The 25,561-nt window shown below is 73.4% G+C and carries 19 protein-coding genes and 1 riboswitch; of the genes, 4 read left to right on the top strand and 15 right to left on the bottom strand.

Annotation, left to right across the window (positions count from 1 at the left end):
- Positions 1 to 19: 19 nt before the first annotated feature.
- Both ACA514_RS21705 and ACA514_RS21700 read right to left on the bottom strand, forming a co-directional pair.
- The gene (locus ACA514_RS21705; protein ID WP_375043024.1) at positions 20 to 1,534 is read right to left on the bottom strand and encodes an RNA polymerase sigma factor; all 1,515 of its coding nucleotides are present in this window, start codon (positions 1,532 to 1,534) and stop codon (positions 20 to 22) included.
- A gap of 287 nt (positions 1,535 to 1,821) precedes the next feature.
- Positions 1,822 to 4,161, bottom strand: a complete 2,340-nt coding sequence (locus ACA514_RS21700; protein ID WP_375043023.1) for a substrate-binding domain-containing protein — start codon at positions 4,159 to 4,161, stop codon at positions 1,822 to 1,824.
- Positions 4,162 to 4,479: 318 nt separating this feature from the next.
- Between ACA514_RS21700 and ACA514_RS21695 the strand changes: the two genes are divergently transcribed.
- Entirely contained in the window at positions 4,480 to 5,295 is an 816-nt protein-coding gene (locus ACA514_RS21695) for a TrmH family RNA methyltransferase (RefSeq protein ID WP_375043022.1), read from the top strand.
- A gap of 436 nt (positions 5,296 to 5,731) precedes the next feature.
- Here ACA514_RS21695 and ACA514_RS21690 read toward each other — a convergent pair whose 3' ends face one another.
- A complete protein-coding gene (locus ACA514_RS21690) occupies positions 5,732 to 5,965 on the bottom strand; it encodes a hypothetical protein (RefSeq protein ID WP_375043021.1) in 234 nt (77 codons plus the stop codon).
- A 7-nt stretch (positions 5,966 to 5,972) separates the two neighbouring features.
- On the opposite strand from ACA514_RS21690, the gene ACA514_RS21685 reads away from it, so the two are divergent.
- Together ACA514_RS21685 and ACA514_RS21680 are read left to right on the top strand one after the other, a co-directional pair.
- Positions 5,973 to 6,266 carry a hypothetical protein gene (locus ACA514_RS21685; RefSeq protein ID WP_375043020.1) on the top strand — a complete coding sequence of 98 codons (294 nt, stop codon included), beginning with the start codon at positions 5,973 to 5,975 and terminating at the stop codon, positions 6,264 to 6,266.
- A gap of 3 nt (positions 6,267 to 6,269) precedes the next feature.
- Entirely contained in the window at positions 6,270 to 6,794 is a 525-nt protein-coding gene (locus tag ACA514_RS21680; RefSeq protein ID WP_375043019.1) for a hypothetical protein, read from the top strand.
- A gap of 83 nt (positions 6,795 to 6,877) precedes the next feature.
- Here ACA514_RS21680 and ACA514_RS21675 read toward each other — a convergent pair whose 3' ends face one another.
- The 3 genes from ACA514_RS21675 to ACA514_RS21665 all read right to left on the bottom strand — a co-directional run bounded on the left by ACA514_RS21675 (position 6,878) and on the right by ACA514_RS21665 (position 12,277).
- Positions 6,878 to 7,246, bottom strand: coding sequence for a hypothetical protein (locus ACA514_RS21675; protein WP_375043018.1), 369 nt, complete (start codon positions 7,244 to 7,246; stop codon positions 6,878 to 6,880).
- Entirely contained in the window at positions 7,243 to 10,830 is a 3,588-nt protein-coding gene (locus ACA514_RS21670; RefSeq protein ID WP_375043017.1) for an SseB family protein, read from the bottom strand. The genes ACA514_RS21675 and ACA514_RS21670 overlap by 4 nt, the downstream gene beginning before the upstream one ends.
- 148 nt (positions 10,831 to 10,978) lie before the next feature.
- Entirely contained in the window at positions 10,979 to 12,277 is a 1,299-nt protein-coding gene (locus tag ACA514_RS21665) for an aminotransferase class V-fold PLP-dependent enzyme (protein ID WP_375043016.1), read from the bottom strand.
- Between the two features lie 44 nt (positions 12,278 to 12,321).
- Positions 12,322 to 12,438: riboswitch (SAM riboswitch) on the bottom strand.
- 50 nt (positions 12,439 to 12,488) lie between these two features.
- Between ACA514_RS21665 and ACA514_RS21660 the strand changes: the two genes are divergently transcribed.
- Positions 12,489 to 12,869 (top strand): hypothetical protein, encoded by a 381-nt coding sequence (locus ACA514_RS21660; protein WP_375043015.1) that lies wholly within the window; start codon positions 12,489 to 12,491, stop codon positions 12,867 to 12,869.
- Positions 12,870 to 12,935: 66 nt separating this feature from the next.
- Here ACA514_RS21660 and ACA514_RS21655 read toward each other — a convergent pair whose 3' ends face one another.
- The 9 genes from ACA514_RS21655 to ACA514_RS21615 all read right to left on the bottom strand — a co-directional run bounded on the left by ACA514_RS21655 (position 12,936) and on the right by ACA514_RS21615 (position 25,541).
- Positions 12,936 to 15,650, bottom strand: coding sequence for a transglycosylase domain-containing protein (locus ACA514_RS21655; protein ID WP_375043014.1), 2,715 nt, complete (start codon positions 15,648 to 15,650; stop codon positions 12,936 to 12,938).
- 295 nt (positions 15,651 to 15,945) lie between these two features.
- Positions 15,946 to 17,082 carry an FKBP-type peptidyl-prolyl cis-trans isomerase gene (locus ACA514_RS21650; protein ID WP_375043013.1) on the bottom strand — a complete coding sequence of 379 codons (1,137 nt, stop codon included), beginning with the start codon at positions 17,080 to 17,082 and terminating at the stop codon, positions 15,946 to 15,948.
- Between the two features lie 187 nt (positions 17,083 to 17,269).
- Positions 17,270 to 17,929: a class I SAM-dependent DNA methyltransferase gene (locus ACA514_RS21645; RefSeq protein WP_375043012.1), complete on the bottom strand. Its 660-nt coding sequence runs from the start codon at positions 17,927 to 17,929 to the stop codon at positions 17,270 to 17,272.
- 9 nt (positions 17,930 to 17,938) lie between these two features.
- Entirely contained in the window at positions 17,939 to 18,712 is a 774-nt protein-coding gene (locus tag ACA514_RS21640) for a class I SAM-dependent methyltransferase (RefSeq protein ID WP_375043011.1), read from the bottom strand.
- A 102-nt stretch (positions 18,713 to 18,814) separates the two neighbouring features.
- A complete protein-coding gene (locus tag ACA514_RS21635) occupies positions 18,815 to 19,801 on the bottom strand; it encodes a hypothetical protein (protein WP_375043010.1) in 987 nt (328 codons plus the stop codon).
- A gap of 179 nt (positions 19,802 to 19,980) precedes the next feature.
- Positions 19,981 to 20,808, bottom strand: coding sequence for an SAM-dependent methyltransferase (locus ACA514_RS21630; RefSeq protein ID WP_375043009.1), 828 nt, complete (start codon positions 20,806 to 20,808; stop codon positions 19,981 to 19,983).
- A complete protein-coding gene (locus tag ACA514_RS21625) occupies positions 20,805 to 21,317 on the bottom strand; it encodes an ATP-binding protein (protein ID WP_375043008.1) in 513 nt (170 codons plus the stop codon). The genes ACA514_RS21630 and ACA514_RS21625 overlap by 4 nt, the downstream gene beginning before the upstream one ends.
- 319 nt (positions 21,318 to 21,636) lie before the next feature.
- The gene (locus ACA514_RS21620; RefSeq protein ID WP_375043007.1) at positions 21,637 to 24,423 is read right to left on the bottom strand and encodes a hypothetical protein; all 2,787 of its coding nucleotides are present in this window, start codon (positions 24,421 to 24,423) and stop codon (positions 21,637 to 21,639) included.
- On the bottom strand, positions 24,420 to 25,541 hold the full coding sequence (locus tag ACA514_RS21615) for an AAA family ATPase (RefSeq protein ID WP_375043006.1): 1,122 nt from the start codon (positions 25,539 to 25,541) through the stop codon (positions 24,420 to 24,422). The genes ACA514_RS21620 and ACA514_RS21615 overlap by 4 nt, the downstream gene beginning before the upstream one ends.
- Positions 25,542 to 25,561 lie beyond the last annotated feature (20 nt).

Here is a 25,561-nt window from a genome sequence, read left to right as displayed (position 1 = left end):
AGCGAATGTGATGTGGGTCTCAGTGTTGCGAGGACCCGCCTCCGCCGTCCGGCGGCGGCGCCGCGCAGGTCCAGCTGACCGCCGCCGCCGCGCCGGGCGAGAAGGAGACCGTACCGCTGTCGGAGGAGGTGCAGCTTCCCGAGAGGGTGACGGTGACGCTCGTCGAGCCGCCGGCGGAGAGCGTGCCGCCGCCTCCGGCGCTGATGAGCGAGGACGAGGTGCCCGTCACCGACCAGGTCACGGGGCCTCCGACCGCCTGCACGGAGATCGGGCAACTGCCCCCTGCCCCGGAGATAGTGCACCCGGACACCGACAGGGTGCCCTTGGCGGGCTTGCTGTGGGTGGGGGCGGGCTTGGAGGAGTGGGACGCCTTGCCGCGGGTGCGCGTCGGGGTCGGCGTGGCCGAGGTGGGCGTCGGCGTGGGCGTCGGGGTCTCGCTGCTCGTGGTCGGGGACGGCGACGTCGAAGGTTCGAGGGACGTGCTGCTCTCCGACGGGTCCGGCGCCGACGACGACCCGGACGGGGCGGACTGCGCGCCCGTGTTCCCCGACGGCCCGCCCGGCATCAGGAAGAACGCCCCGGAGACGATCAGCAGCACGGCGACCGCCGCGGCGACCGCCGGCCACAGGGCGCGCGGGGTGCGGCGGTGCGCGTCCGCGGCCTCCTGGCCGGGATGCTCGGGCCATCCCCAGGCGTCGAACGGCCCGGCGGCGTGCGCGAGGGCCGCCATGTCGGCGGCGAGCGCCGCGTCCGTCGCGGTCGCCATGACGTGCCCGCGCAGGTCGGTCGGCATCATCGCGACCGGCAGCACGTTCAGCAGCCGCGCCGCCGACACGTTCCGCCGGCGCCGCTCGGAGCAGACCGGGCAGTCCTGGATGTGGTGGACGAGCCGCCGGACGGCGGGCGGCGGCAGCGGCCAGTCGCCGTCGTCGGCGAGGTCCGCGACGGCGGGGCACTCGTCGCGTCCGGCGTGCGCGACGTGGGCGGCGGCGAGCGCGTCGTCGAGGCGGGCAAGCGCGGTGCCGGTGAGGTCGGTGGCCTCCTGCGCGTCCAGGCCGAGGACGGCGCCGACGTCGGCCGCGTCGAGGCCGTGCCGCAGCAGGAGGTCGAGGGCCTCCCGCTCGCGGCCGCGCAGCCCGGCCAGCGCCCCGTGCACCAGCCGCCGCGCCTCCAGCCTGCGGGCCAGCTCCTCGCCGTCCAGGAAGCCGTCACCGGCCTCGGGGGCCTCGTGCCGCTCGGCGGGACGGTCCGGGTCGCGCAGCCGCCGCATGCACTCGTTGCGGGCCAGCGCGTACAGCCAGCCGCGGAACCGCTCGGGCTCGCGCAGCACCGGCACGTTCGCGTACGCGGCGACCAGCGCGTCGTGGAGGGCGCCCGCCGCGGGCTCCTGGTCGCGCAGCAGCGCGTGGCAGTAGTCGTACAGCCGGGCCGCGTAGCGATCCATGACCTGCATGAGGGCGCCGGGATCGCCGGCGGCCAGCTCCCGCGCGAGACGTTCGTCGTCCGCGCGGTCGAGGGTAGGCCAACCGGACACAGGGTCCTCCCGCGGGATCTGGTGCCGCCTCGGGCGGCTCTGGTGCCGCCTCGGGCGGCGGGTCCTCGTCCGCTCTGCCGGGGGACGGGCTCAGGGAAGAAGGGAGCGGTTCCGCTCTCCCGGCGCGCGCTCCGGGCGGTTCCCCGTCGCGGGCCGGGGAGGAGAAGGTCGGAGGCCCGACGGCCCCGCTCCCCGTCGGGCCTCCACATGAAATGACGATCGACTCCGGCGCCCGGTTGACGCCGGATCCAAGAAAATCCCCGGAAATACCCGGCGCGACCGGAGCGCTACGAAGTGATGCGCCGGGACAGCATCTTCAGGAAGATCTTGGAGATCTCCTGCGGGGTCATGGCGACCTGCACGTTGCCGTCGGTGGCCGCGGCGATCTTCTCCAGCTCGGCCTTGTCGACGCCCTTGCCGAAGCCGATCATGTTGACCTGGATCGGCTTGTTCGGGTCCTTCAGCGCCTTCAGCTCGGTGAGGGTCTGGTTGAGCGACGGCCCGTCCGGGTCGTCGTTCTGGCCGTCGGTGAGCAGCAGGATCGAGTTGCCGAACTCCGGCTTGTAGGTCTTGTTCATCAGCTTGTACGCGTCGAGCATCGTCCGGTACAGGCCCGTGTCGCCGGTCGGCTTCGGCTTCATCTGGTTGAGCACCGACAGCACCAGCCCGCGCCGCGTGGTGGACCCGATGCGGTCGCCGAGCGCGCCGATCGGGACCGTCTGCTTGTACGGCGTCTTGCCGTTCATGTTCGTGGAGAACAGCCACTGGCCGAGCTCGGTGTCGTTCGACATCATCGCGAGCCCGCCCTGCGAGACCTGCGCGATCGCCTGCAGCCGGTTGGTGTGCGGGGCGACCTGCTCGGCCATCGAGCCGGACACGTCGATCAGCGTGAGCATGCGCAGCCCGAGCGTCAGCTTCGACCACGCCTGCATGACCTGCGCGACCTGGTCGCTCTTCGGCGCCGGCAGCTGCCGCGGCCGCGCCGGGCTGACGCCGGTGGCGGCGTTGAAGCCGGCCGGGGCCTTGCCGTCGGACGTGCGGAAGCCGAGCTCGCGCAGGTCGCCGCGCGTCGCGTCGGTCGTCATCGCCTTCTCGAGCAGGCGCGCGGCCTTGCTCTCGTTGCCGTCCTTCGTGGCGACGATGAACGGGTAGTCCATCGACAGCGTGCCCTCGGTCGGGTACAGCGCCACGGCGGGCTGTGCCGGCTTGGTCCGGTTGTAGCTCCACAGCGCCTGCTCCGACGACAGGGAGATGGGCTGCTTGCCCGTCCGGTCCTTGCGGAAGTGCGTGAACTCCGCCGACACCGAGGGGACGAGGTTCTCCCGGACGGTCCGGACGATGCCGGTGAAGATCGAGTCCCGGTTGGGGTCGTTCGCCAGCAGCATGCTCGTGATCAGCAGCGAGCCCATGCCGGCCGCGTTCTTGGTCGGGTCCGGGACCACCATCCGGACCGAGCCCGCCGGGATCATCTGGTTCTTGGTCACCGCGCCGCCGGCGACGCCGCCCGCCGCCTTCAGCAGGTTGTCCCAGGACGGGCTGGCGGTCACGCCCTGCTTCTTCAGCTGCACGGCCAGCGACTGCGGCAGCCCCACCACGATCGGGCTGGTCGCGAGCGAGGTCTTGGCCGCCTCCAGGTCTTTGTCGCCGCCCTGGCCGCGGGCCAGCGAGGCCCACAGCGAGGAGTCGGGGATCCATACGTCCGGCCGCTGGTTCGACGAGTTCGCCACGCCCTGCCCGGACAGCAGCGTCGCCGCCGACGCCGGGTCGACCTTCTTCACGTCGGCCCGCACGCACTTGCCGCCGACCTTGTGCTTGGCGTCGTTGAACCGGCCCGCCGCCTTGACGATGGCCGGCTGGATGTCGGGCGCCGCCGCGACCGACAGGCTCATCGCGTCGTCGCCGGAGCACCCGCCGCCGCTCTCGGCGAACGCGTACACGCCGACGCCGAGCAGCAGCGCCAGGCCCACCGCCCCGGCCATCGGGCCGATCAGCGCGGCCTTGCTCCGCTTGCGCTTGCGCTTGCCGTACTCGTAACCGCCGGTCCCGCCGCCGTAGCCGCCCGACCCGCCGCCGGAACCGCCGGATCCGCCCGAACCCCCGCCGTAGCCGCCGGAGCCGCCCGCCCCCGCGGACCCGCCGCCGAAGAACCCGGACGGCGTCTCGTCCGAGCTGCGGATCGCGTCGTACTCGCTGTACCCGGTCCCGGCCAGCGGGGACGAGGACCTGCCGGGCGGCGGCTCCTGCGGCGTGGGCGCCGCCATGGGGTCCTGCCGCCCGGTGCCGTACCCGCCGGACCGGCCGAGCCCGTACCCGCCCGCGTCCGACGCGCCGGTGAAGCCGCCGGCGCCGTAGACGGGCTCCTCGGACGAGGCGCGCGGCGTGAACCACTCGGGCGTCTCGCCCGGCCCGGACGCCCGCGGCGCACCGCCGGGCGGACCCGGAGGGGCGCCGGCGGGCGGGCCCGGAGGCGGCCCCGCCTGCGGCTCCTGCGTCAGAGGGCCCTGGGAGTCCCTGGTGCCGAACCAGTCGGAGGACCCGTCGTTCGCGGGTCCGAAGACGGGCGTGGACGGGTCATAGCCCCCCTCACCCGCCCCCTCAGGGAAGTCATTGCGATGACGTCCGCTCATGGCTGCCCTCGATTCACCAGAAACCCGCCGATGTTCCACGGCACTGTAGTAGTACGAAGTAGAGGTTACAAAGAACTCAAAATCGATGATGACGCAGGTCATCAGCGTTTGTCCGGACGATCATGGCATCGCTCCCCGCCGTCACGCCCCGCTTTCGGAGCGCCACACGGCGGCGCGGGCCCTGCGATCATGGGTGGATCGGACCCGTGGACCGAGCGTGATCCTCCCGCAAACCCGAACCGCGCGCGCGGCCGGAACCGGCCGTCGCCGCCTCGCGCCCCGGCCCGGGCACCCCGCCCGCTCCGCCACAATCGGAGCATGGCCGGCTTCTTCCCCGTCACCTCTCCCACCGACCCCAGGCTGGCCGACTACACCCGGCTGCGCGACGTCAACCTGCGCAAAAGCCTCGAAGCCGAGCACGGACTCTTCCTCGCCGAGGGGGAGAAAGTGATCCGCCGCGCGGTCGCCGCCGGCCACCCCGTCCGCTCCCTCCTGATGGCCCGCCGCTGGACCGCCTCCCTCGCGGACGTCCTTGACAGCGTCGACGCCCCGGTCTATGTGGCCGACGACGCCGTCCTCGAAGGCGTCACCGGCTTCCCCGTCCACCGCGGCGCCCTGGCCTCCCTGGAACGCCTCCCGCTCCCGCCCGTCGACGCCGTCGTGAAGGACGCCCGCCGCATCCTCGTCCTCGAGGACATCGTCGACCACACCAACGTCGGCGCGATCTTCCGCTGCGCCGCGGCCCTCGGCGTCGACGCCGCCGTCCTCGCGCCCCGCTGCGCCGACCCCCTCTACCGCCGCTCGGTCAAGGTCTCGATGGGCGCCGTGTTCGCCCTCCCGTACGCCCGCATGACCGACTGGCACAACGGCCTCGCCGGCCTGCGCGCGCACGGCTTCCAGATCCTCGCCCTCACCCCGTCCGCCGGCGCCGTCCCGCTGGACTCCGTCCCGCCCGCCGACCGCCGCGCCCTCCTCCTCGGCTCCGAAGGCGACGGCCTCTCCTCCCGCTGGCTCGACGAGGCCGACCACCGCGTCCGCATTCCCATGAACGAAACGGCCCTTTCCCGCGGCGTCGACTCCCTCAACGTCACAGCCGCCGCCGCCATAGCCTGCTACACCCTCCTGCGCCCCTGACCGGAAACCCGACGAGCCCGCCGCACCGCGAAGCGCACACAGATCGCACTTCACCTTGGCGGCCGCTCTCCCATTTCCAGGCCTGGCCTTCTAGGGAGATGTCGAGGAATGGCCCCGATGCCCCCGCGAGCGAAACCGCGGCGTGCTACCGATGCCGCCCCCCCCGGATCTCGATTTCGCCTGGCCAGGCCGGACGCTCTGCGACCCCGCGGTCCGGGCGACCCGTGAGGTGGTCACCGCCGCCATGGGTTCAGGAGTTTGGTGTCCTCCTGGTGTCAGATGGCTTGAGAAACGAGGAAGTCCGTCACCAGGGGAATGGCGTCGAGATTCGAGCACCGCCGAAGTCGATCAAGGTGATATTTGCAATTCCGGCAGACGTCTATGGACGGCGCGGTGCCGCAGTCGGAACGGGGTAAGGAGCTGGTCGCGGTTTCTCTTACTTGCCGAACATGCCGCGGCGGGATCGGCGGTGCATGCCCTTCGCGCGGCGCGCGGCGGCCGCGGCACCGGCGGGTACGCGGCGCTTGCCGAGCCGTACCTGCGTGAGCAGCACCGCGATCGCCACCAGCAGCGCGGCCAGCCACGCGACCTGCGTGCTCGCGACCCGTTCGAAGGTGAGGTCCTGCGCGACGGGCGCCTTGTTCCCGCGCAGCCTGCTGTTCGGCGTCACCGAGACCGTGGAGGGGGCGATCGACGGGCTGGGCGCCGCGATCGGCGGCAGGGCCACGTGGGGATTCTGCGCCGCGAACGACGAGTTCGGCGTCGGCAGCACGTTGTCGCTGGTCGATCCGGCCGCACCGGCCGACGACGTCCCGCCACTGGTGCCGCTTCCGCCGCCGGACGACGAGCCGTTGTTACTCCCGGACGATGACGACGGCGAAGGCGTGGCGCTCTTGGACGGCGAGGGCGACTTCGACGGCTTCTTCGTCGGCGACTTGGTGGGAAGCGGTGTGAAGGTCACGGAAGCCTGATCGGTGTCCGTCGCCTTCGTGGCTTCGGCGACGGTGCCCGTCACCGTGACCTTGAACGTGACGGACGCCGAAGCGCTGAGGTTGGAAGGGAGCGAGACGTACGTGGTGATGGACTTCCCGCCGGTCCCGACGTTCTCGAACGCGCAGCTGGTGTCCGACCCGGCGGTGGGACAGGCGCCGGTGACCGTGGGTTTCTTCGTCGATTTCGTGGACACGGTGACGGCGGTCACGTGCACGTCGGTGGCCCTACCGACGTTGGTCGCGACCGTGGTCGTGAAGGCGACCGCCTTGCCCGCCTTCGCGGTCGAGCTGCCGGCCTTGACGTCCACGCTCAGCTTGGGCGTCGGTGTCGGTGTCGGGCTCGGTGATGCGGGGGTCGAGTCTGCAGGGGGTGGCGACGGTGTGTCCTCGGCGGAGGCGGATGCGCCTCCGGCGGCGAGGATGGCCGCAGCGCCGAGCCCTGCAAAAATCGGTTTCACCGCCGGTCGGCAGTACACCGCCCCAGCACCTCCGTCGCATCGCCTTTGAGCGCCTGTGCCCGCTTTACCCGGGAGATCGTCCCAGGAATCATGCCAACACGGATCAACGGGCCAAAGCAACCCCGTGGACGTTCACATGACCTCCTCACGGACGTCCTCTATCTCGGCGCTCGGCGCCCAGGCCTGCCAGACGCCCTGGTCAATGCGCTCGAGGCCGAGGGATTCGGCCACCGGGGCGCGTCCGCCGACGTACTCGACCCGCAGCCACGTCTCGTGCTCGCCGACGACGACGAACCGCTCGCCGCGCCACCGGCACGTCGTGCGGACGTAGTGGAGCTCCTCGACCTCGGAGGCCGGGACGATCCGCCGGAACCGGCCGGGGCGCAGCTCCTCGAAGCCGTCCGTCGGCCCGGGCGTGTAGAGCCGGATCTCGCCGTCGGCGCCCGGCGCGGCCTCGAAGTCGCGGCCGAGCCAGCGCGCCACGTAGCCGTCCCTGATCACTGCGCGGCCCCCGTCCGCCCGTCCGCGGCGTCGGGGCCGGTGGCCGCGTCGGGCCGCAGCCATGCGAGCCGGTCCGGGTCGTACATCGCGACGAACCTCTCCGAACGGTCCATGCCCAGGTAGTACATCTCCGCGCCATAGGGCAGCCGGACGCTGTCCACCTTGTACTCGCGGATGGAGCCGGCGCTTCCCGGCGCGAACCCGCCGCCGAGGAACGGGGGCCGCTCGATGACCCATCCGGCCTCGCCCCAGGCGGCCATCTCCTGGGCGTCGCGTCCGCCGAAGGGGATGCGGTACAGCTCCGGGCAGTACGCGGGCCACCGGATCACGTAGACGCCGTCGTCGGCGGGGGAGAAGGGCGTGCCGTCGTAGAGCAGGCCCAGCGCCTCGTACAGCTGGACGGGCGTCTGGAGTTCCGCGACGTCGCCGGTGGCGTGCACGAACCCGCCGACGCGGTCGTAGCCCTGCTCCAGGTACCAGCCCACATGCCCGTGCGGGACGACCTTCTGCATGATCGTCGGCTGGGACACGCGGTCGTCGAGGTCCTCGGTCCGCGGCGCGGGCGAGGCCGTCACGTCCCGCACGGTCAGGTCCGCGGCGGGCTCCCGCGGCGGCGGGGGTACGGGGACCTGCGGCCGGGCCTGGACGAGCCCGACCCGCACGGCCCACTCGCTCAGGGCCCGCACCTGGTCGCCGCGCAGGGACGCGCCGATCCGCGTGCCGGGGTTGAGCAGCAGGGCCCAGTCCTCGCGCGGCCAGGCGCCGATCAGCTCGCGGAAGTCGGCGTACACGAACCGCGACTCCGGCAGGACCTCGCGCAGCCGGACGAGGGAGGTGAACACCCGGACGGCCGCGCCGTCGCGCAGCGCCGCGTCCCACCGGAACTCGCGCTGCACCGGCGTCACCTCGAGCGGCGCGTCCGGCGGGATCGGCACGAGCACGTTGGCGTTCAGCAGGACGCGCAGGAACGCGTCGGAGTCCCCGCCGAGCGCGGCCTCGTAGAGCTCCTGGTCGATCCGGTTCCCCGGCTCGAACACCGCCTCGGGCTCCTCGACGCTCTGCAGCCGCCGTTCCGGGCCGGCCGGGCCCGTTTCCTGTGGGAGCGGTCCGGTGTCGCCCAGGGCATCGGACGCCGGGCCGGTGGGTTCCGCGGTTCCGATGTCCGCCGGTCCGGTCCGGGCACCGAGGCCGGCGATCGCGTGCCCGCCGGTCACGGTGGACGCGTTCTCGCCGCCCGCCACGTCCTGCGCGGGCGCCGCCGGGACTTCGCCCGCGTAGCCATGACCGGGGTCGGACGGGGCGTAAGGCTGCTGCGCCGGAGGGCCGGCGGGCGTCCCGCCGGGGTGGTAATCGGTGTGCGGCGGATCCGCCGGTGCGTCGCCGGTGTATCCGGACGGCAGTCCCTGCGGGCCCGTGCCGAATCCGGTGTGCTCGCTCGGAGGCGGTGGTGCTCCGGCGTCTTCCGGTGCCGGTTCGCTGCCGGAGGGGTCGTAGACCTGGGACTGCGGGCCGGTGTGCTGCGTGACGGCTGGTGCGCTGGTCAGGTCGTCACCGGCGGCGGTGAACGGTTCGTAGCCGGGGCCTGTGGTCTCCGGGGTGCCGAGTCCGGCCTGGTCGACCTGGGGCATCGGGCCGGTGGCGGTCGGTGCTCCGGTGTCCGCCGGCGCGGGGACCTGCGGTTGGGGACCGGTGTGCTGTGCGGTGCCGGCCGGTGGTCCCTGCGGTGCGTCGACGTCGGCCGGGCCGGTGGAGAGGGGCGGGACCGTCGTGCTGCTGGGCGGCGTTCCGGCGTCTTCCGGTGCGTGGGGGAGCGGGCCGGTGTGGTGCAGGGCGTCAGCGGGTGCGGGCTCTGGCACCGTAGTGGCGGGCCCGTCCGGGAGGGCCGGTGACGGTTCGCCATTCGCGGAGGGGGTGGGCTCCGGGACCGGGCCGGTGTCGGTGGACGGGACGGCCGGGGCGACGGGAACGGCGGGGTTGTCCGGAGGAGGGGGCGTCGCGGCCGACGGCGGCGTGGCGGCCTCCTCGGGCGCGGTGCGCGGCGGGCCGCTGAGGGCGCGGACCTGCTCGCCCGGCATGGTCGCGTCGATCGGGGTGCCGGGGTTGATGACGAGCGTCCAGCCGGGATCGGGCCAGGCGGACACGACGTCCAGCAGGCTCGGCATCACGAAGCGGGACGAGCCGATGGCCTCGTTCATCCACTTGAGCGACGTGAAGAGCTGGACGGACGTGCGCCCGTGCACCGTGACGGGCCGCCACGGGAAGCCGGGGTCCTCCGGCGCGATGCCCCACGGGGTGTCGGGATCGGCGGGGACGAGGACCTGCGCGCCAAGCAGGATCTTGAAGAAGGCGTCGGTGTCGCGGCGGCGGGCGGCGTCGAAGAGCCGCTGCTCGATGTCGTTCTGCGGCTCGAAGCGGTCGGTCATCCGGGCGGCGGCGCGCTGGTCGGCCCAGGTGGCGAGGCCGGGGAGCTGCGCGGCCATGACGGTGCCGCCGGCGGGGGAGCCGGAGTTGATGGCGAGGAGCCAGCCGTGGTCGGGCCAGTAGCGCAGCGCGACGGTGAACGGCAGCTTGATGTACTCGGTGCCGGTCCCGGCGGCGTGCGCGGCCTCGATGAGCCGCTCGGGGGAGGTGAAGACGGGGACGACGGTGTTGCCGTCGACCTCGCGGGTCCGCCACGGGAAGCCGGGACGGCCGGGGCGGAGCGTGTAGTCGGTGTCGTCCGGGACGGGCAGCAGGATCTCGGTGTCCGCCATCGTCTGCAGGAACAGGTCGTGGTCGTTGTTCGCCGCGGCGCGAAGGAGTTCGCGTTCGACGTCGTTGGCGGGCCGGAACTCGGGACGGGACGGCTCGGGCGGCGCCTCGCGGGTCAGCTCCCGGTGCTGGCCCTGCAGTTCCTCCCAGGGCGACTCGTCCGGCGAGGGCGAGGACGAGGGCGACAGTGCCGGTGCAGGCGACGGCGCCGGAGGCGTTGCCGGCGGTTCCGGCGAGGACGCCGGTTCCGGCGAGAAGGCCGGTTCCGGTGAAGGCGCCGGTTCTGGAGCGGCCGCCGGTTCCGGGGCGGGCGGAGGTTCCGGGGCAGGGGCAGGGGCAGGGGCCGGTTCCAGAGCCGGTGCCGGTGCCGGTGCCGTGCCGGACGGGAGTTCGGGGCGGCCGACCAGGGGCGGGCGGCCGTCGCCGTCGGCGACCTGGCGGACGAACCAGGCGGGCATCCGCGACTCGATCGGCAGCGGAGTGCCGCCGGGGTGGCCGGGGGCGTCGACGGCCAGCCACCAGCGGGCGTCCGGCCAGGTCTCGGCGAGGTCGCCGAAGCGCAGCGTCATGAAGTGCCGCCAGGACGGGCCGAGGCACGCGCGCATCGCCGCGGCGGAGGTGTAGGCGAGGACGTGCACGCGGCCGTCCTCCTCCTGGGTCGGCCAGGCGGGCCGCGTCCGGCCGGCGAGGACGCCGTCGACGGCGTCGTCGGCGACGGGCACCACGAGCTCGCTGCCCGCGAGGACGCGGAAGTAGCCCTCCTGGTCCCCGGCCCGTACGGTCTCCTCCAGTCGGCGTTCCAGCTCCGACGTGGGTCGCCACGCGTCGGCCACCGCCGCCACCCCCTGTTTCGTCCGTGCTCGTCCCCGACCCGCCGGGTCCCGGTGGGAGTTCCGGCGGGAAGTAGCGCGACTGCCTACGCTACAGGGGCGAACAGGACCAAAGGCTATAAACGTCTGTGCTTGCGGGCGATTCCGCAGGTCAGCGCCTTGCCGACCCCGCCAGTCGCGCCAGCGCGGCGCACAGCCGGTCGATGTGCTCCTCGGTGCTGCCGATCCCGAAGCTCGCGCGGACGGCCGCCCCCTCGCCGCAGCCCGCGCCGCCCTCCCCGTCCAGCAGGTGCCGGACGAGCGGGTGCGCGCAGAACTTGCCGTCCCGCACGCCGATGCCGTGCTCCCCGGACAGCGTAAGCGCCACGTCCCGCGCGTTCCAGCCGGTCACGGTGAAAGACACGATCCCGACGCGCGGCGACCGGTCGCCCCACAGGGTGAGCTCGCGGACGTGGGGGAGCGCGGCGAGGCCGGCGCGCAGCCGGGCGAGGAGCCGTTCCTCGCGGGCGGCGAGCGCGTCCCAGCCGGCGGCGGTGAGCGCGTCGCAGGCGGCGGCGAGCGCGATGACGCCGAGGACGTTCGGGGTGCCGGCCTCGTGCCGCTGCTCGGCGGACGGCGCCCACCGGACGGTCTCGGCGACGGACGCGCTCGCGCCGCCGCCCTTGAGGTAGGGCTCGGCGGCGCGCAGCCAGTCGGCGCGTCCGGCCAGCACGCCGGCGCCGAACGGCGCGTACAGCTTGTGCCCGGAGAACGCGACGTAGTCCAGGCCGAGCGCGGTCATGTCGAGGGGGCGGTGCGGGACGAGCTGCGCGGCGTCCACCGCGATGCGGGCGCCGTGCCGCCGGGCGACCTGCGCCAGCTCGCGGATCGGCCACAGCTCGCCGGTGACGTTGGACGCGGCGGTGACGACGAGCAGCCGGGCCCCGGCCGGCGTCGCGGCGAGCGCGCGGTCGGCGGCGTCGATCGCCTCGGCGGGCGTGGCGGGCACGGGCAGCCGCACGGCGCGCCGCCACGGCAGCAGCGACGCGTGGTGCTCGGACTCGAACACCACGACGCTCGTCCCGGACGGGACGGCGTGCGCGAGCAGGTTCATCGCGTCGGTGGTGTTGCGGGTGAACACGACCGCGTCGCGCCGCCACGCGCCGAGGAACGTCCGGACGGTCTCGCGCGCGTCCTCGTACGCCTGGGTGGTGACCTGCGAGGCGTAACCGGCGCCGCGGTGCACGCTGCTGTAGTAGGGCAGCGCGCGGGTGACGGCCTCGTGCACCGCCTCGAGACAGGGCGCGCTGGCGGCGTAGTCGAGGTTGGCGTACGGGACGCGGCGGCCGTCGTCCAGCGGGACGGGCGCGTCCGCGCCGATGATCCGGGGGACGCGAACTTCCGGCCCGGTGCCGGACGTCTCAGGACTCGTGAACGGGGAGCGGGACGGTGCGGGGGCGAGCGTGGGCATGCCGGTTCCTTCCGGGGTCAGGGACCCCGGGGACGCGCCCGCGGGATCCGCGCTTGCCGGAACGCGGTGCCGCGTCCGGCCTGGTCCTCACCCGGGGCACCCCATCGCGGACGAAGGGTTGCCGGCCAGCGAGCCGGGGCTTGGCGCTGGCGCTCATGACCTAGTGCGGAAGTATATGCGGAGCCGGTGGCAGATCAAGCGGGAGGGTGCGATGCGGTACGGGGCGGTTCGGGCGCTGGCCGGGGGCGTGGTGATGCTCGGCGTGTCCGGCCTGCTGGGCGCGTGCGGTGCGCTGGGGGGCGACTCCGGTCAGGTCTGCACCGACACGAAGAAGGCGTTCCAGCAGTACGTCACCCAGGTCAGGAGCGTGCCGGCGGCGGAGCCGGCGCAGTGGGGGCAGGCGACGCAGCGGCTCGCGACCCGGCTCGACGGGCTGGCGAGGGAGACCGATGACGGGGCGCTGAAGAAGGCGCTGAAGGACGAGGCGGGCCGGCTGCGCACCGCCGCCGCGAGCGTGCACACCGGGGACGCCGCGCAGCTCAGCGCCGTGCTGGACGGCACGCCCGCGCGCATCGGAAAGGCGTGCGACTAGCGGGCGTCCGGACGGAAGGCCGCAGGCCCGGCGGTTCCACCGCCGGGCCTGCGCTGCGACGCGGCGCTAATTGAACATCTGGCCGCCGCTGCCATCGTCGCCGCCGCCACCGCCGTCATTGCCGCCGCCGTCGTTCCCGCCACCACCGTCGTTTCCGCCGCCGTCGTTCCCGCCGCCTCCGCCGTTGCCGCCGCCGTCACCGCCGCCGGGCAGCGACGGGATGATGGTCGGCAGGCCGCCGGTGGGCGGCGTCGACCCGCCCGGCTCGTCCGTCCCGCCGGACGGGCGGTGCGTCGGGCCCTGCGTGGACGGCGGCTCGGTGCTCTGGCCGCCGCCGGTGGGCGGGCCGTCCCAGCCGCTGCCGGGGGTCTCGGACGGCGACCCGAACGACTCGGGGTCGTAGCCCTTGATGTCGACCGCGTCGGTCATGTACGACCGCCACATCTGGGTGGGCAGCTGCCCGCCGTACGCCCCGTACCCGGGGATGTTCAGCGCCTTGTTGTCCTCGCGGAACATCGCCACGGTGGTCGCCATCTGCGGGATGAACCCGTTGAACCAGATCGCGCGGCCCTCGTCGGTGGTGCCGGTCTTGCCGGCGACGTCGCGGCCGTCGGGCAGCTGCGCGCCGGTGCCGGTGCCGCCCTGGACGACCTGCTGCATCGCGTACGTGGCGTCCCGCGCGACCTGCGTGCCGAACGCCCGCCGGCCCTTCTCGGCGAACTTGCGGGTCTGGCCCTCGTTGTCGGTGACCGACTTCACCACGAACGGCTGGCGGAACTGGCCCTCGTCGGCGAACGCCGCGTACACGCCGGCCTGCTGGACCGGGTGCAGCGACACGATGCCGAGCGGGAACGACGTCGCGGACCGCTGCGCGGACGTCATCTGCGACGACGAGACGCCGAGCTTCTCGGCCATGCCGGCGATCCTGTCGTTGCCGATGTCCTGGCCGAGGTTCACGTACGCGGTGTTGACCGAGTGCTCGGTCGCGGTGACGAGGTTGATGTTCCCGAAGTTCTCGCCGCTGTCGTTCTCGATGCGGTGGCCGCCGAAGTACTGCGGGGAGCTGCCGTCATAGGTGTCGGACAGGCTCTTGCCGTCCTCCAGCGCGGCGGCCAGCGCGATCGGCTTGAAGCCCGACCCGACCTGCGCGGTGTCGTAGAACGCGCTGCTCGCGGCCTCGGTCAGGTAGTTGCGGCCGCCGTAGAACGCCAGCACCTGCCCGGTGTTCGGGTCGACCGACACCAGCCCGGTGCGGATCTTCTTGCTCATCCCGGCGGGGGCGGCGGCGTCGACGGCCCGCTTCGCCGCGTCCATCAGCCGCTTGTCGAACGTCGTGGTGATCTTCAGGCCGCTGCGGTTGATCTCGTCCTCGGTGTAGCCGCGCCGCTCCTCCAGCTCCTTCTTGGCCAGGTTGACCATGTAGCCCTTCTGGCCCTTGAGGACGTCGGTGATCTTCTCCTTGCCGGGCAGCGGGAACGTCATCGCGGCGGCGTCGGCGGACGACAGCGCCCCGTCGCGGACCATGTTGTTCACGACCGCGCGCCAGCGCTGCTCGGCGTACACGCGGTGCTGGCCGGTCGGGTCGGAGAAGTTGCTCGGCTGCTGGATCGCGGCGGCCAGGTAGGCGGACTCGGCGGGGGTGAGGTCCTTGACGTCCTTGTTGTAGTAGGCGTGCGCGGCCGCCTGCACCCCGTAGGCGTCGCGGCCGAAGTAGATGGTGTTGAGGTACTGCTCCAGGATCCAGTCCTTGGACTTCTCCCGGCCCACCTTCAGGGAGACCATGATCTCCTTGAGCTTGCGGGTGACCGAGCGCTCCTTGCCGATGCCGCCGTAGTAGTTGCGGACCATCTGCTGGGTGATCGTGGAGCCGCCCTGAAGCTGCTCGCCGGTCGCGGTGGACCAGAACGCCCGCGCGGTGCCCTGCACCGAGACGCCCGGGTCCTTGTAGAAGCTGCGGTTCTCGGCCGCGATGACCGCGTCCCGGGTGCTCTTCGGGATCTGGTCGAACTTCACCGCGTCCCGGTTCATCCCGGTCTTGGCGATCAGCGTCTTGCCGTCGGCGTAGTAGAACGCGGGGCCCTGCGCGAGCGCCTGCTGCTGCGGGGAGGGGACCGGCGTGAAGACGTAGGCGATCGCGAACGCGGCGACGAAGAACCCGAGGATGCCGAGCAGCGTGAACAGGATCCGGCGCAGGTAGCGGGCGCGCCGGCTGCGCGGCTTCTTCGGCCCCTTGCCGCCGCCGGCGCCTCCGCCACCGCCGGAGCCGCCGCCGGGGCCGCGCCCCGGTGGCCCCCCTTGCCTGGTCGAAGCAGCCGGCATGGTCTTGGTATCTCCCGCCGCCGAGTCGCTCACACCAGCGCCGGCGGAGCCGCCCGGAACGTCCCGCGCGGCGCGGGGGGTATCGGGGGACGCGCCCTTTTCGACCGCCGGGGATTGGGCGTCGGCGGCCGGGGATTGCGCGCCGGCGGCCGGGGATTGCGCCTCCGTGGCGCCCGCGATGCCCCCCGCATCCGCCTTGCCGTCGTTCTGAGATATGTCGTCGTTCAGGGCTGATTTCGGGTCTGGGGCGATTTCTCCGGTGTCCACGGTGAGCGTCGCCGCCCGGGTCGCGGGGGCCTCCGCCGGCCCGCCCTCCCGGCCGGGCTCGCGGTCGCCGGCCTGGTCACGGGCCTGGTCGCCGGCCTGGGCGGCCCCGTCCGCCGGGTCGTGGCGCGGTGCGGCGGCGTCCCCCGCGGCCGCCGCGGCGGCCTTCGGGGGATCCTGCCCGAGATCACGTGCCATGCCCGGTGTGCCGTCTTCCTGACCTTTTTCCCTGCTGCTCACAAGCCCCCCGTGATTATTGCGTTACCGACGATACCTGAGGGGATCCATGCGATGGGCCGCCCAATGCGCATCCTTGGCTTCCCAATAGGAGGACGGCCGCCGGGCCCTCCGGGTTGACGTGACGGATGTCGCAGCGCCTCCCCGAACGCCCGCGCACAGTTTCCTGAGAGCCTCCTGAACGCCGAGCGGCGGGGACCCAGGACCGGGTGCCCGCCGCTCGTCTCCGCCTCGCGCCGTCATGCGGCGCGCGGGCTCACTTGCGCGCCTTGGCGAGGATGTCCACCACGAACACCAGGGTGTCGGTGCCCTTGATCCCGGCCTGCGAGTTGCCGTTCTTGCCGTAGCCCTCGGCCGGCGGCAGGACCAGCATCACCCGGCTGCCGACCTTCACGCCGGTCAGGCCCTTGTCGAAACCGGGGACGGTGGCGCCGGTGCCGATCGGGAACAGCGCCGGCTGGGCGTTCTTCCAGCTGGAGTCGAAGACCTTGCCGCCCTTCCAGATCTGCCCCTGGTAGTTGACGACGGCGGCGTCGCCCTTGGCCAGCGCCGGGCCGGTGCCCTGGACGAGCGTCTTGGCCTGCAGCTTGGACGGCGCGTCCACCTTCGGGATCGTCACCTTGGGCGCCTTGCCGGCGCCCTGGTCCTCGACCTTGGGCAGGTTCTTGTCGTCCAGCTTCTGCGGGGCGCCCTGCGGGCCGGCGTTCTTCTTCCCGACCGCGGCGACGTCCACGACGAACACCACCGAGTCGTTCTTGCCGAGGCCGAGCTGCGAGCCCTGGTCGCCGAAGCCCATCGACGGCGGGACCTCGACCAGCACCCGGCTGCCGGCCGTCTTGCCGACGAGGCCCTTGTCCAGCCCCTTGACGCCGCTCTTGCCGACGGTGAGCGCCTGCGGCCCGGACGACCCGCTCTGCGACTGCTGCTCGTACGACGAGCCGATCTTCTTGCTGGTGCTCTTCTTCTTGGAGTCGTCGTCGTCGGTCTTCTTCGCCCACTGGTAGAAGGAGTACTGGACGAACATCGTGTCGCCCTCGGCGATCGCGGGCCCGCTCCCCTTGATCACGGTGCGCGTCTTGAGCGACTTGGCCGGCGCGAGCTTCGCCGGGATCTTCACCTTGGACTCGGACCCGAACTTGCCGGACACCTCGATCTTCGGGCCGGGGCGGGTCACGTAGTAGGTGACGCCGCCCGCGATGGCCAGCACGGCCACCACGATCCCGGCGATCGTCGCGATCCGCCGCTTGCGGGCCTGTGCCGCGGTCAGCCCGGACGGCCGGTTCAGCCCGCTGCCGCGTCCGGCGCTGATCCCGTGCGGGGTGAACTCCGGGCTGCGGATGTTCTTGGCGTTAGGGATCTTCGCCTTGACCGCCGGCTTGTCATCCTCGGCCATGGTTCCTCACTCGCTCCGGGGTCGACGACATCACGAAAGTGACCACCCTTCCAGCACCGGCCTAAGAACAGCGTGAAAACCGCGCAAAGGAGGCCGACCCGCAATCTACCGGTCACTCCTCGTGGAAGAGCGCTCCTGGCAGGGGGACCGCCCTCGGCGGGCGGTCTCGATGGGACACAGTGACTCGTCAGGATACTGCCGCGGGGGCGCGGGCGAGCAAACGCCGCTTCCGGCCGCCGGGCAGGTCGTCCTGCTCCAGGACCGTGAAGGCGCCGTCGAGCAGCGACGCGGGCTCGCCTTCGCCGACGCACCAGTCGGCGGGGAGCGTGCCATGGCCGTCCCGCGCCCGCGCGGTGAGCGCCTCCCAGGCCAGCAGCCCGCCCGGGGCGACGGCCGCAGCGGCCCGCCCGAACACGGCCCGGTCCCAGAAACCGGTGCACAGGACGAGCGCGTAGCGGGCCGGTCCGGGACGCCACGCTCCGAGATCCTCCTGGACCAGCGTGATCAGGCCGTCCAGCCCGCGGCGGCGGGCCTCCGCGCCGAGCCGGCCGAGCGCCACCTCGGAGACGTCCACGGCCGTCACGCGCCGTCCCGCCCGCGCGGCCAGCAGCGCCGACCCCGACGTCCCGCACGCCAGATCCAGGACGGGCCCGTCCGGCAGCGCCTCTCCCGGCGTCGCCTCCAAGGCCCGCACGGCCAGCGGATGCGGTGCGAACGACGGCTCCGGTGCGCTCTCGTACTTGGCGTTCCACCGGAGCCGGTCGGGATGCCCGGCGAGGCCCGCAGGCACCTCAGCGCCGCCCGCGTCCTCGCCGGGGCCCTCGTTCGCGTCCGCACCGGAGTCCATGGGGCGACCCTAGCGGCGCTCCGCGACCAGGAGCAGGAACAGCGCCGTCGGGAAGCCCTCCCGCCACCACGGGTCGTCGCGCAGCTGCTCCGGCGTCGGATGCGGCTCGCGCAGGTCCGCGATGACGAAACCGTTGTCTCGGAGCGTTCCAGAGTAGAACTCCAGCGGACGCAGCCACGATGTGATCATCGAGGGCGACTCCAGGCCGTCCACCAGGAACCGCTGGTCGACCCCGCGCGAGGCGAAGTACTGCGCCGCGGGCACGCTCCCGGTCGCGCCGCGCTCGGAGTCTTGCACGTAGAAGCACGGGTGCAGGGTCAGCGACACCAGCCGCCCGCCGCTCCTCAGCACCCGCCCGAACTCGGCGATCGCGCGCGACGGGTCCTGCAGGTGGCTGAACAGGTGGTTGCAGACGACCAGGTCGAACCCGTCGTCCTCGGCGGGCAGCGCGTCGACGCCGGCCCGGGTGAACGACAGCGAACCGGGGCCGGCGTCCGCCCCGCCGGCGAGCTCCCCGGCGGCGTCGATCAGCCCCTGGCAGGCGTCCACGCCGACGACGTCGGCGCCCATCGACGCCAGCGTCCGCGCCAGGTAGCCCTCGCCGCAGCCGGCGTCCAGCACCCGCAGCCCCTTGCACGGCCCGATCGCGTCCAGCATGGCGGCGTCGGTGAGCTCGGTGCGGTACCGGTCGCGGCCCTCCCTGATCACCTTCACCCAGTAGTCCGCGTTGGCCTCCCAGCGCTCCCGGGTGAGATTCGCGATGGCCTCCGCCGTCTCTTCCACCGGCTCCCCATTTCTCCGGCCCGCTCGCGGGCCTTTCACGTCACCGACCTGATGTGCGCGGCTCCTGCGCCGCGCGGGCACCCCCGAGAATGCGCCGTCCGGCTACGGCAGCCCTTTCAGCCGCCGTACCAGGGCGTTGCACGTCTCTCTGATCTTCCGGTCGCGGCAGTCGGCGCCGCGCAGTTCGAGCGCGTGCGCCAGCTCGGCGAGCCGCCCGCCGAAGGCGGGGTCGCGCCGCAGCGCCAGCGGGATGTAGGTCGACGCCAGGTAGTACACGTAGGCGTCGCTGTAGCCGGCGATCTCCCGCAGCACCTCCTCCGCCGTGTTGCGCAGCGACAGGGCGCTCGGCAGGGTGAAGTCGGAGCTGATCCGGCCGTCGCGCATGTAGGTCGGGAACGACCACTCCTCGAGCGCGGCGTAGACCGGGGTCGCGTCCAGCTCCCGGCGGTACCGCTCGGCCAGGTCGAGGTCGTCGGAGCTGATCAGCGAGCCCATCACCACGCCGCGCATCATGAAGGCGCTCTGTCGGCCCGGCACCTCGAAGCCGAGGTCGGCGTCCAGCGCGCCCGTCACCTTGCTGACCTGGTGGGTAAGGATGTTCAGGGCAAGGATGGAGTGGAAGGAGTAGCTCTTGCGGTTCAGCCGGGGCGCCAGCTCCACGGACGACTCGAACAGCCTGGCCGGGTCGGACAGCAGGCCGTGCCCGGGCTCGGTGGAGTAGAGCGCCTCCAGCGCCGTGTCGGGCTCGCGCCCCCAGAACCGGGCGATGAACGACGACGTCCGCTGGTTCGCCTCGCCCCGGACGATGCGCAGCCCGGCCTCCAGCGCGTTCAGCAGCAGCTGCCGGGGGACCGGGGACCGGTCGAGCGCGTTCAGGTCGACCGCGAGGCCTTCCGCGCCCAGATCGGACACCAGCGCGTCCAGGCGCTTGCGAATCGCGTGCGCCTTCGAGTATTCGGCGATTCCCGGAATGGACGACATCAGGCTCTGCAGCGAGCGCCCGCTGACCCGGTCGAGCCATTCCGCGTTGTCCCAGAGCCGGAAGACCGTGCTCTCGTCGAGCCCCGAGAACGCGGCCACGTCGGACATGTTGAGGCCCATGTCCCTGGTGATTTCAGAGAGAGACTTCGGCGCGCCGTCCGCTGTCATCACTCGCCCTAGAGCCGGCATTTCTCGACGCCCCGATCGTAGCGAAGGGCGCGGCTCCGGGGACGGTTCGCGCGGATATGCGGCCGCCTTGTGACTGAGGGTGGAGAGCATCGCGGCCGTCAGCCCCGCTTGCGCCCGATGCAGCCGACGAGCGGCAGCGGGCCGTCCAGGCCCGCCGCGTCGGCGAGCGGCAGTGCCGCCGGGTACGGGCCGACCGGGTCGAGCGGCGCGCAGATCTCCGCGATCTCCGCGCGGCGGCGCGGCGTGAACGCCAGCCCGGCGCGCCGGGCCGTCTCCGCCAGCGACTCCAGCGCGGGCGTCCGCTCGGTGTGCGTGACCACCATGTGGCTGCCGGCCGGCAGGCCGCCGAGCAGCGCCCGGACGATCCCGCGCGGGTCCTCCCCGTCCGTCACGAAGTCCAGCACGCCGAGCAGCAGCACCGCGATGGGCCGGCCGAAGTCGATCAGCCGGCGCAGCCCCGGATGGCCGAGCAGCGCCGCCGGGGCCCGCACGTCGCCGCCGAACGCGCCGGTGTTCCGGTCGACCGCCAGCAGCGCCCGCGCGTGCGCGAGGACCAGCGGGTCGTTGTCGACGTAGGCGACCCGGCAGGACGGCGCGGCCCGCCGCACGACGTCCCCGACGTTGCGCGCGGCGGGCAGCCCGCATCCGACGTCCACGAACTGCCGCGTTCCGGACTCGGCGAGCAGTCCCGCGGCGTATTCCAGGAAGCCCCTGTTCACCTGGGCGAGCCGCGCGACGACGGGCGCCCGGTCGAGCGCCCGCTCCGCCATCTCCCGGTCGGCGGCGTAGTTGTCCTTGCCGCCGAGGTAGTAGTCGTACATCCGGGCGACGCTCGGGGCCCGCGCGGGGACCGCGGCGACGCCGTCCTCCTCGCCGCCGGTGAGCTCCGCCCACCGGCTCAGGCTCGGCATCGGCCCGGGGATCACGGGCGCCTCCACCGCTCCCCGACCGGCACCCCGAACCACGAGGTGCTCGTCCCGTTCCGGTTGCGGTGGGCGCCCTGGTCGGCGGCGAGCGCCTGCATCAGCAGCCGCCCCCGCCCGCCGCCGGGCAGCTGGTCGTCTGGCGGCCGGGGCGGTCCGGGCGGGACGCCCCCGTCGGTGATCTCGACCCGGAGGAACCGGTCGAGGTGCAGGACGGCGAGGGTCACGGTGCCGTCCGGCCGCGGGCGGGACCGCAGCACCGACTCCGTCATCGCCTCGCTGGTCAGCAGCTCCAGGTCGGCCAGCTCCGCGCGGTCGGCGCCGAAGCACAGCCCGACCAGTTCGCGCACGTAGGAGCGGGCGAGCCGGACGGCGGCGGGCGTCGCCGCGAGGTCGATCTCGCCGAGCAGCCGGCCGGCGGCCGTGCCGTTGCGGGCGGCGGTGGTGCCGAGTTCCAGCGAGGGCGAGGGGGCCGGGACGAGCGCGCCCGTCCCCACGTCTGTTGCGTTCATGGCAGCGACGGCTTCACGTCTCCGTGTCGGGCTGTAAGCGAACATGTGCTTCTCGGCCTGGGGGAGAGTCGGGCGTGGACGTGGAACGCGCGAGCGGGTCCGGCCTTCGAGCGCCATGCCGCCGCTCACACGACAGACACTCTGACGCAGTGAACGGGCGGCGGTCACCGTCGCTTGCACGCACGCAAGGGCCCTGCGGCACGCTGCGGAGCGTCACCGTCCGTCCAAGATCCGCCACGTCGGGCCCTGCCCCGGCCCGGCGTGGCCCGTGCGGCCGCGGCGGCGGGACGGGCGGGGCCGCCCGTCCCGCCCCGGACCGCTACCGGGCGGCACCGCCCGCCAGGGCGAGCAGTTCGGCGACGGCCCCGGTGGTCTCCGGATGCCGCTCCAGCAGCTCCCGCGCCTTCCCGTCTCCGGCCGGACGCGCCGGCTCGTCCCATCGCACCGGGTGACCGAGCAGCGCGGCGACGGCGTCGCACGTCAGCGGTCCGGCGGCGAGCAGCTCCGCGACCGGGCCGGACGCGACCGGCGCGGCCGGCGCGGCGGCCGGTGCCGCCGACTCCCACGGCGGGATCCAGGAGTCCAGCGCCGGCAGCGACGCCGGGAACGTGCGCGCCGCCTCCCGCACCAGCACCGGCACCAGCTCCCGCGCATGCTCGCGCAGCGTGCCGATCAGGTTCGGCAGCCAGGGCAGCAGCACCGCGTCGGGCAGCCGCCCGAACGCCTTCGACATCGCCTCGACCACCAGCGGCGCCAGTGCCGGCGCCGGGTCCAGCGCCTGCACGAACCCGCTCAGGTACAGCGGGAACGACGGCACCACCAGCGGGTTCGCGAGCAGCGCGTCGCAGCGGGCCCGCAGCTCGTCCCGCGTCATCAGGCCGAGCTGCGCCTTCGCCGCCCACAGCAGCGCCACCTTCGCCGGCGCCTCCGGATGCGACTGCCGCACCGCCAGCTCGAGCTGCGCGTGGTCGCAGCCCAGCGACAGCGCCAGGCTCTCCATCCCGAACAGGAACCCCAGCATCGCCGCGACCTGCCGGACGCCGGACGCCTCGTCCGCGAACGCCGTCGGCAGCAGCGTGCAGTAGTGCGCGTAGCCCTCCACCACGAACGCCTGGCACCAGCGCGGCAGCTCCGGCCGCGTCGCTCGGTAGTGCGCCAGCAGCCGCCGGATCCGCCGCACCACCTCGGGCGCCTCGTCGACGGTCCGCTCCGCGGCCAGCAGTTCCACCGCGCGGGCGCCCAGCTCGCCCGCGAACCGGCCGCCGCCCAGGTAGAGGATCGCGTCCTCGACCGCCTCCAGCGCCGTCACGGCCGTCGCGTCCGGACCCCAGGCGGCGCGCCGCAGCCGCTGCTCCAGCACCTGCTCGACGCTGACGCCCTCGTAGCCCAGCTCGACCAGCTCCCGCTGGTGCCGGCCGATCGCCAGGTCCCAGCTCTCCTGGATCGGCCGCTCGCCCAGCCGCCGCGACCCCATGATCGGCCGGGCGGCGCCGTCCGGCAGCAGCCGCCGCAGGATCCACAGCAGGTCCGAGCACGGCACCAGGTCCGGCTCGGCGTGCAGGTCCAGCAGGGCGCGCTGCACGGTCCGCCGCTGCAGGTCCAGCCCGAGCGGCTCCAGCCGGTCGTGGACGTCGCGGGCCAGCGGCGGCAGCGCGTCGTAGCCGACCGCGCCGATCCGGTCGCCGCCGAGCAGGATCTCGCACAGCCGCGCCACGTCCCGGCGGCCCGGCACCCGGTCCTTCTCGATGCAGGTGACGGCCGCGTCCTGGAAGTCGTAGGGCGTCGGGCGCGCCCGGCCGCGCATCCCCGCCAGGAGCACCGACGTCTCGAACACCGCGATCGCGTCGGCGGTGCTGGCGAGGTAGCCGTTGCGGCGCGCCAGCCGGACGATGTCGACGCACCAGCCGAGCAGTTCCGCCTCGTCCAGCCCGTCCAGGGCGGGCGGGCCGGACAGGAACCCCGACAGCCGGTCGGCGGGCGGCCCGTCCTTCGCCGCCGGGACCTTCCGGCCGCGCGGCGCCTTGCCCTGCTGCCCGCTGAGCCGGAACGGCTTCACGCCGCTGCGCTTGACGGCCTTCTCCCAGGTCGCGGCGGCGATCGACACCGACCCGGACGCCAGCCCGAACTGCGCCTCGATCGCCGAATGGCTGGACGGGATCAGCCCGTACCGCCAGCGGGTCCCCGTCCGGGGCGTGATCGCGAACGGCTCGGCGTCCGAGGCGAGCCCGAACTGCTCGACGCGGCTCGCGGCGTGGAACGCCCCGCAGACGTACAGGCAGTCGGCCGGGTCGGTGCCGGTCGCGGCGAGGTGCTCGCGCATCCGCGTCCACATGTACCGCTCGCGGTCCTCGTCGCGGTCGCGGCGGGCGGCGTCCTGCGGGCGGAGCCGCCGGAACAGGCTGCCGATCATCACCATGACCTGCCGGTACGTGGCGTAGTCGGCGCCCGACAGCGGCTGCTCGACGTACTGGTCCCACCACTCCGACCAGTGCCGCACCCTCCCGTGCCGCAGCAGGTGCTCCTCCAGCTCCGCGAACCCGGGCCGCAGCTCGCCGATCTCGATGCCGACCGAGTCGCCGTGCAGCGCCTCCTGCCGGTCGTCGTCCTCCCCGGCGGCGGGGGCGGCCGCGTCCTCGTCGCCGTCGCGCGGCTGCCACTGGAAGACGTGGTCGGTGGACCGGTCGACCAGCACGATCTCCACGCCCGGCGTGTCCAGCGCGTACGCGATCGCCTGGTACTCCGCCGACGCCTCGGTGATCGGCGCGACGACGCTCAGCGGCGCCCACGCCGCCGGAAAGCCCTCCAGCCGGCTCGCGAACGCCTGCAGCGCCACCGGCAGCTTGCAGTTGCGCAGCTCCGCCAGCAGCGGTGCCAGGTCCTCGCAGAGCTCCAGGTAGATCACCGACGGCCGCTTGCCGCGCAGCCGCCGCGCCATCACCAGCGCCGACGCCGGCGAGTGGTGGCACACCGGGAAGATCTCCGGCTCCTCGGAAAGCGCCCGGCCCACGTCGTCGACGATCCCGGTCAGGATCCCGGCGACCGCGTCCCCGCCGAACGCGCGGGCCGCGTCCGTCAGCTGCTCCCGCAGCGGCTCGAAGACGGTCACGACAGGGTGGAGATCGCCTGGCGGCCGCCGTCGAGGAAGCCGCGCCACGGCCCGTCCCGCTCGTCGTCGCGGCTGCGCGGCTCCACCACCCCGTGCCAGAACTTGTTGAGGATCGCCAGGTCCTCCGGGCTGCGGCGGGCCAGCGACCCCACCAGCGACCCGCCGAGCGTCTCGGCCTTCAGCGTCCGGTCGCCGAAGAACTGGCTGTGCAGGATCGCGTCCTCCAGCACCCCGATCTGCTCCGCCGTCGACAGCGCCGACTCCAGCCGCTCGTCGTCGCCGGTCGCCGAGGCCGCCGCCGCGCGCAGATCGGCGAAGCTCTGCAGCAGCACGTCCAGCAGCGACGGCGGCACCTCCAGCTCGATCGCGTGCCGGCGCAGCAGCTCCGCCGTGCGGAACCGGACGATCTCCGCCTCGCTCCGCTTGTTCGTCACCACCGGGATCCGGACGAAGTTGAACCGCCGCTTCAGCGCCGACGACAGGTCGTTCACGCCCCGGTCCCGGCTGTTGGCCGTCGCGATGATCGAGAACCCGGGCTTGGCGAACACGATGTTGTCGGTGTCCAGCTCGGGGATCGAGACGTACTTCTCCGACAGGATCGAGATCAGCGCGTCCTGCACGTCGCTGGTCGAGCGGGTCAGCTCCTCGAACCGGCCGATCACCCCGCCCTCCATCGCCGTCATGATCGGCGACGGGATCATCGACGCCCGCGACTGCCCCTTGGCGATCACCATGGAGACGTTCCAGGAGTACTTGATGTGGTCCTCGGTGGTGCCCGCGGTGCCCTGCACCACCAGCGTCGAGTTCCGGCAGATCGCCGCGGCCAGCAACTCGGCGAGCCAGCTCTTGCCGGTGCCGGGGTCGCCGATCAGCAGCAGCCCCCGGTCGGACGCCAGCGTCACGATGGCGCGCTCCACGAAGCCGCGGTCGCCGAACCACTTCTGCGGGATCTCCCGGTCGAGGCCGTCGGCGCGCTCGGAGCCGAGCACGAACAGCCGCACCATCCGCGGGCTCAGCCGCCACGAGAACGGCTTCGGCCCGTCGTCGATCGACTCGAGGTGGTCGAGCTCCTCGGCGTACTTCACCTCGGCCGGGGCGCGCAGCATGTCGTCGGTCATCGCTCTCCTCATCGGTTCGG

Source organism: Actinomadura sp. NTSP31 (genome assembly GCF_041951385.1).
Taxonomy (GTDB): Bacteria; Actinomycetota; Actinomycetes; order Streptosporangiales; family Streptosporangiaceae; genus Spirillospora; species Spirillospora napierensis.
Note: the sequence above shows the minus strand (reverse complement) of the source record. Positions and strands in the feature narration are given on the sequence as shown.

Coding starts and splice junctions, on each gene's coding strand:
- ACA514_RS21700 (WP_375043023.1), bottom strand. CDS start 4,161: ATGAGCGGACGTCATCGCAATGACTTCCCTGAGGGGGCGGGTGAGGGG.
- ACA514_RS21695 (WP_375043022.1), top strand. CDS start 4,480: ATGGCCGGCTTCTTCCCCGTCACCTCTCCCACCGACCCCAGGCTGGCC.
- ACA514_RS21665 (WP_375043016.1), bottom strand. CDS start 12,277: ATGCCCACGCTCGCCCCCGCACCGTCCCGCTCCCCGTTCACGAGTCCT.
- ACA514_RS21660 (WP_375043015.1), top strand. CDS start 12,489: ATGCGGTACGGGGCGGTTCGGGCGCTGGCCGGGGGCGTGGTGATGCTC.
- ACA514_RS21655 (WP_375043014.1), bottom strand. CDS start 15,650: ATGGCACGTGATCTCGGGCAGGATCCCCCGAAGGCCGCCGCGGCGGCC.
- ACA514_RS21650 (WP_375043013.1), bottom strand. CDS start 17,082: ATGGCCGAGGATGACAAGCCGGCGGTCAAGGCGAAGATCCCTAACGCC.
- ACA514_RS21645 (WP_375043012.1), bottom strand. CDS start 17,929: ATGGACTCCGGTGCGGACGCGAACGAGGGCCCCGGCGAGGACGCGGGC.
- ACA514_RS21635 (WP_375043010.1), bottom strand. CDS start 19,801: ATGTCCGACGTGGCCGCGTTCTCGGGGCTCGACGAGAGCACGGTCTTC.
- ACA514_RS21625 (WP_375043008.1), bottom strand. CDS start 21,317: ATGAACGCAACAGACGTGGGGACGGGCGCGCTCGTCCCGGCCCCCTCG.
- ACA514_RS21615 (WP_375043006.1), bottom strand. CDS start 25,541: ATGACCGACGACATGCTGCGCGCCCCGGCCGAGGTGAAGTACGCCGAG.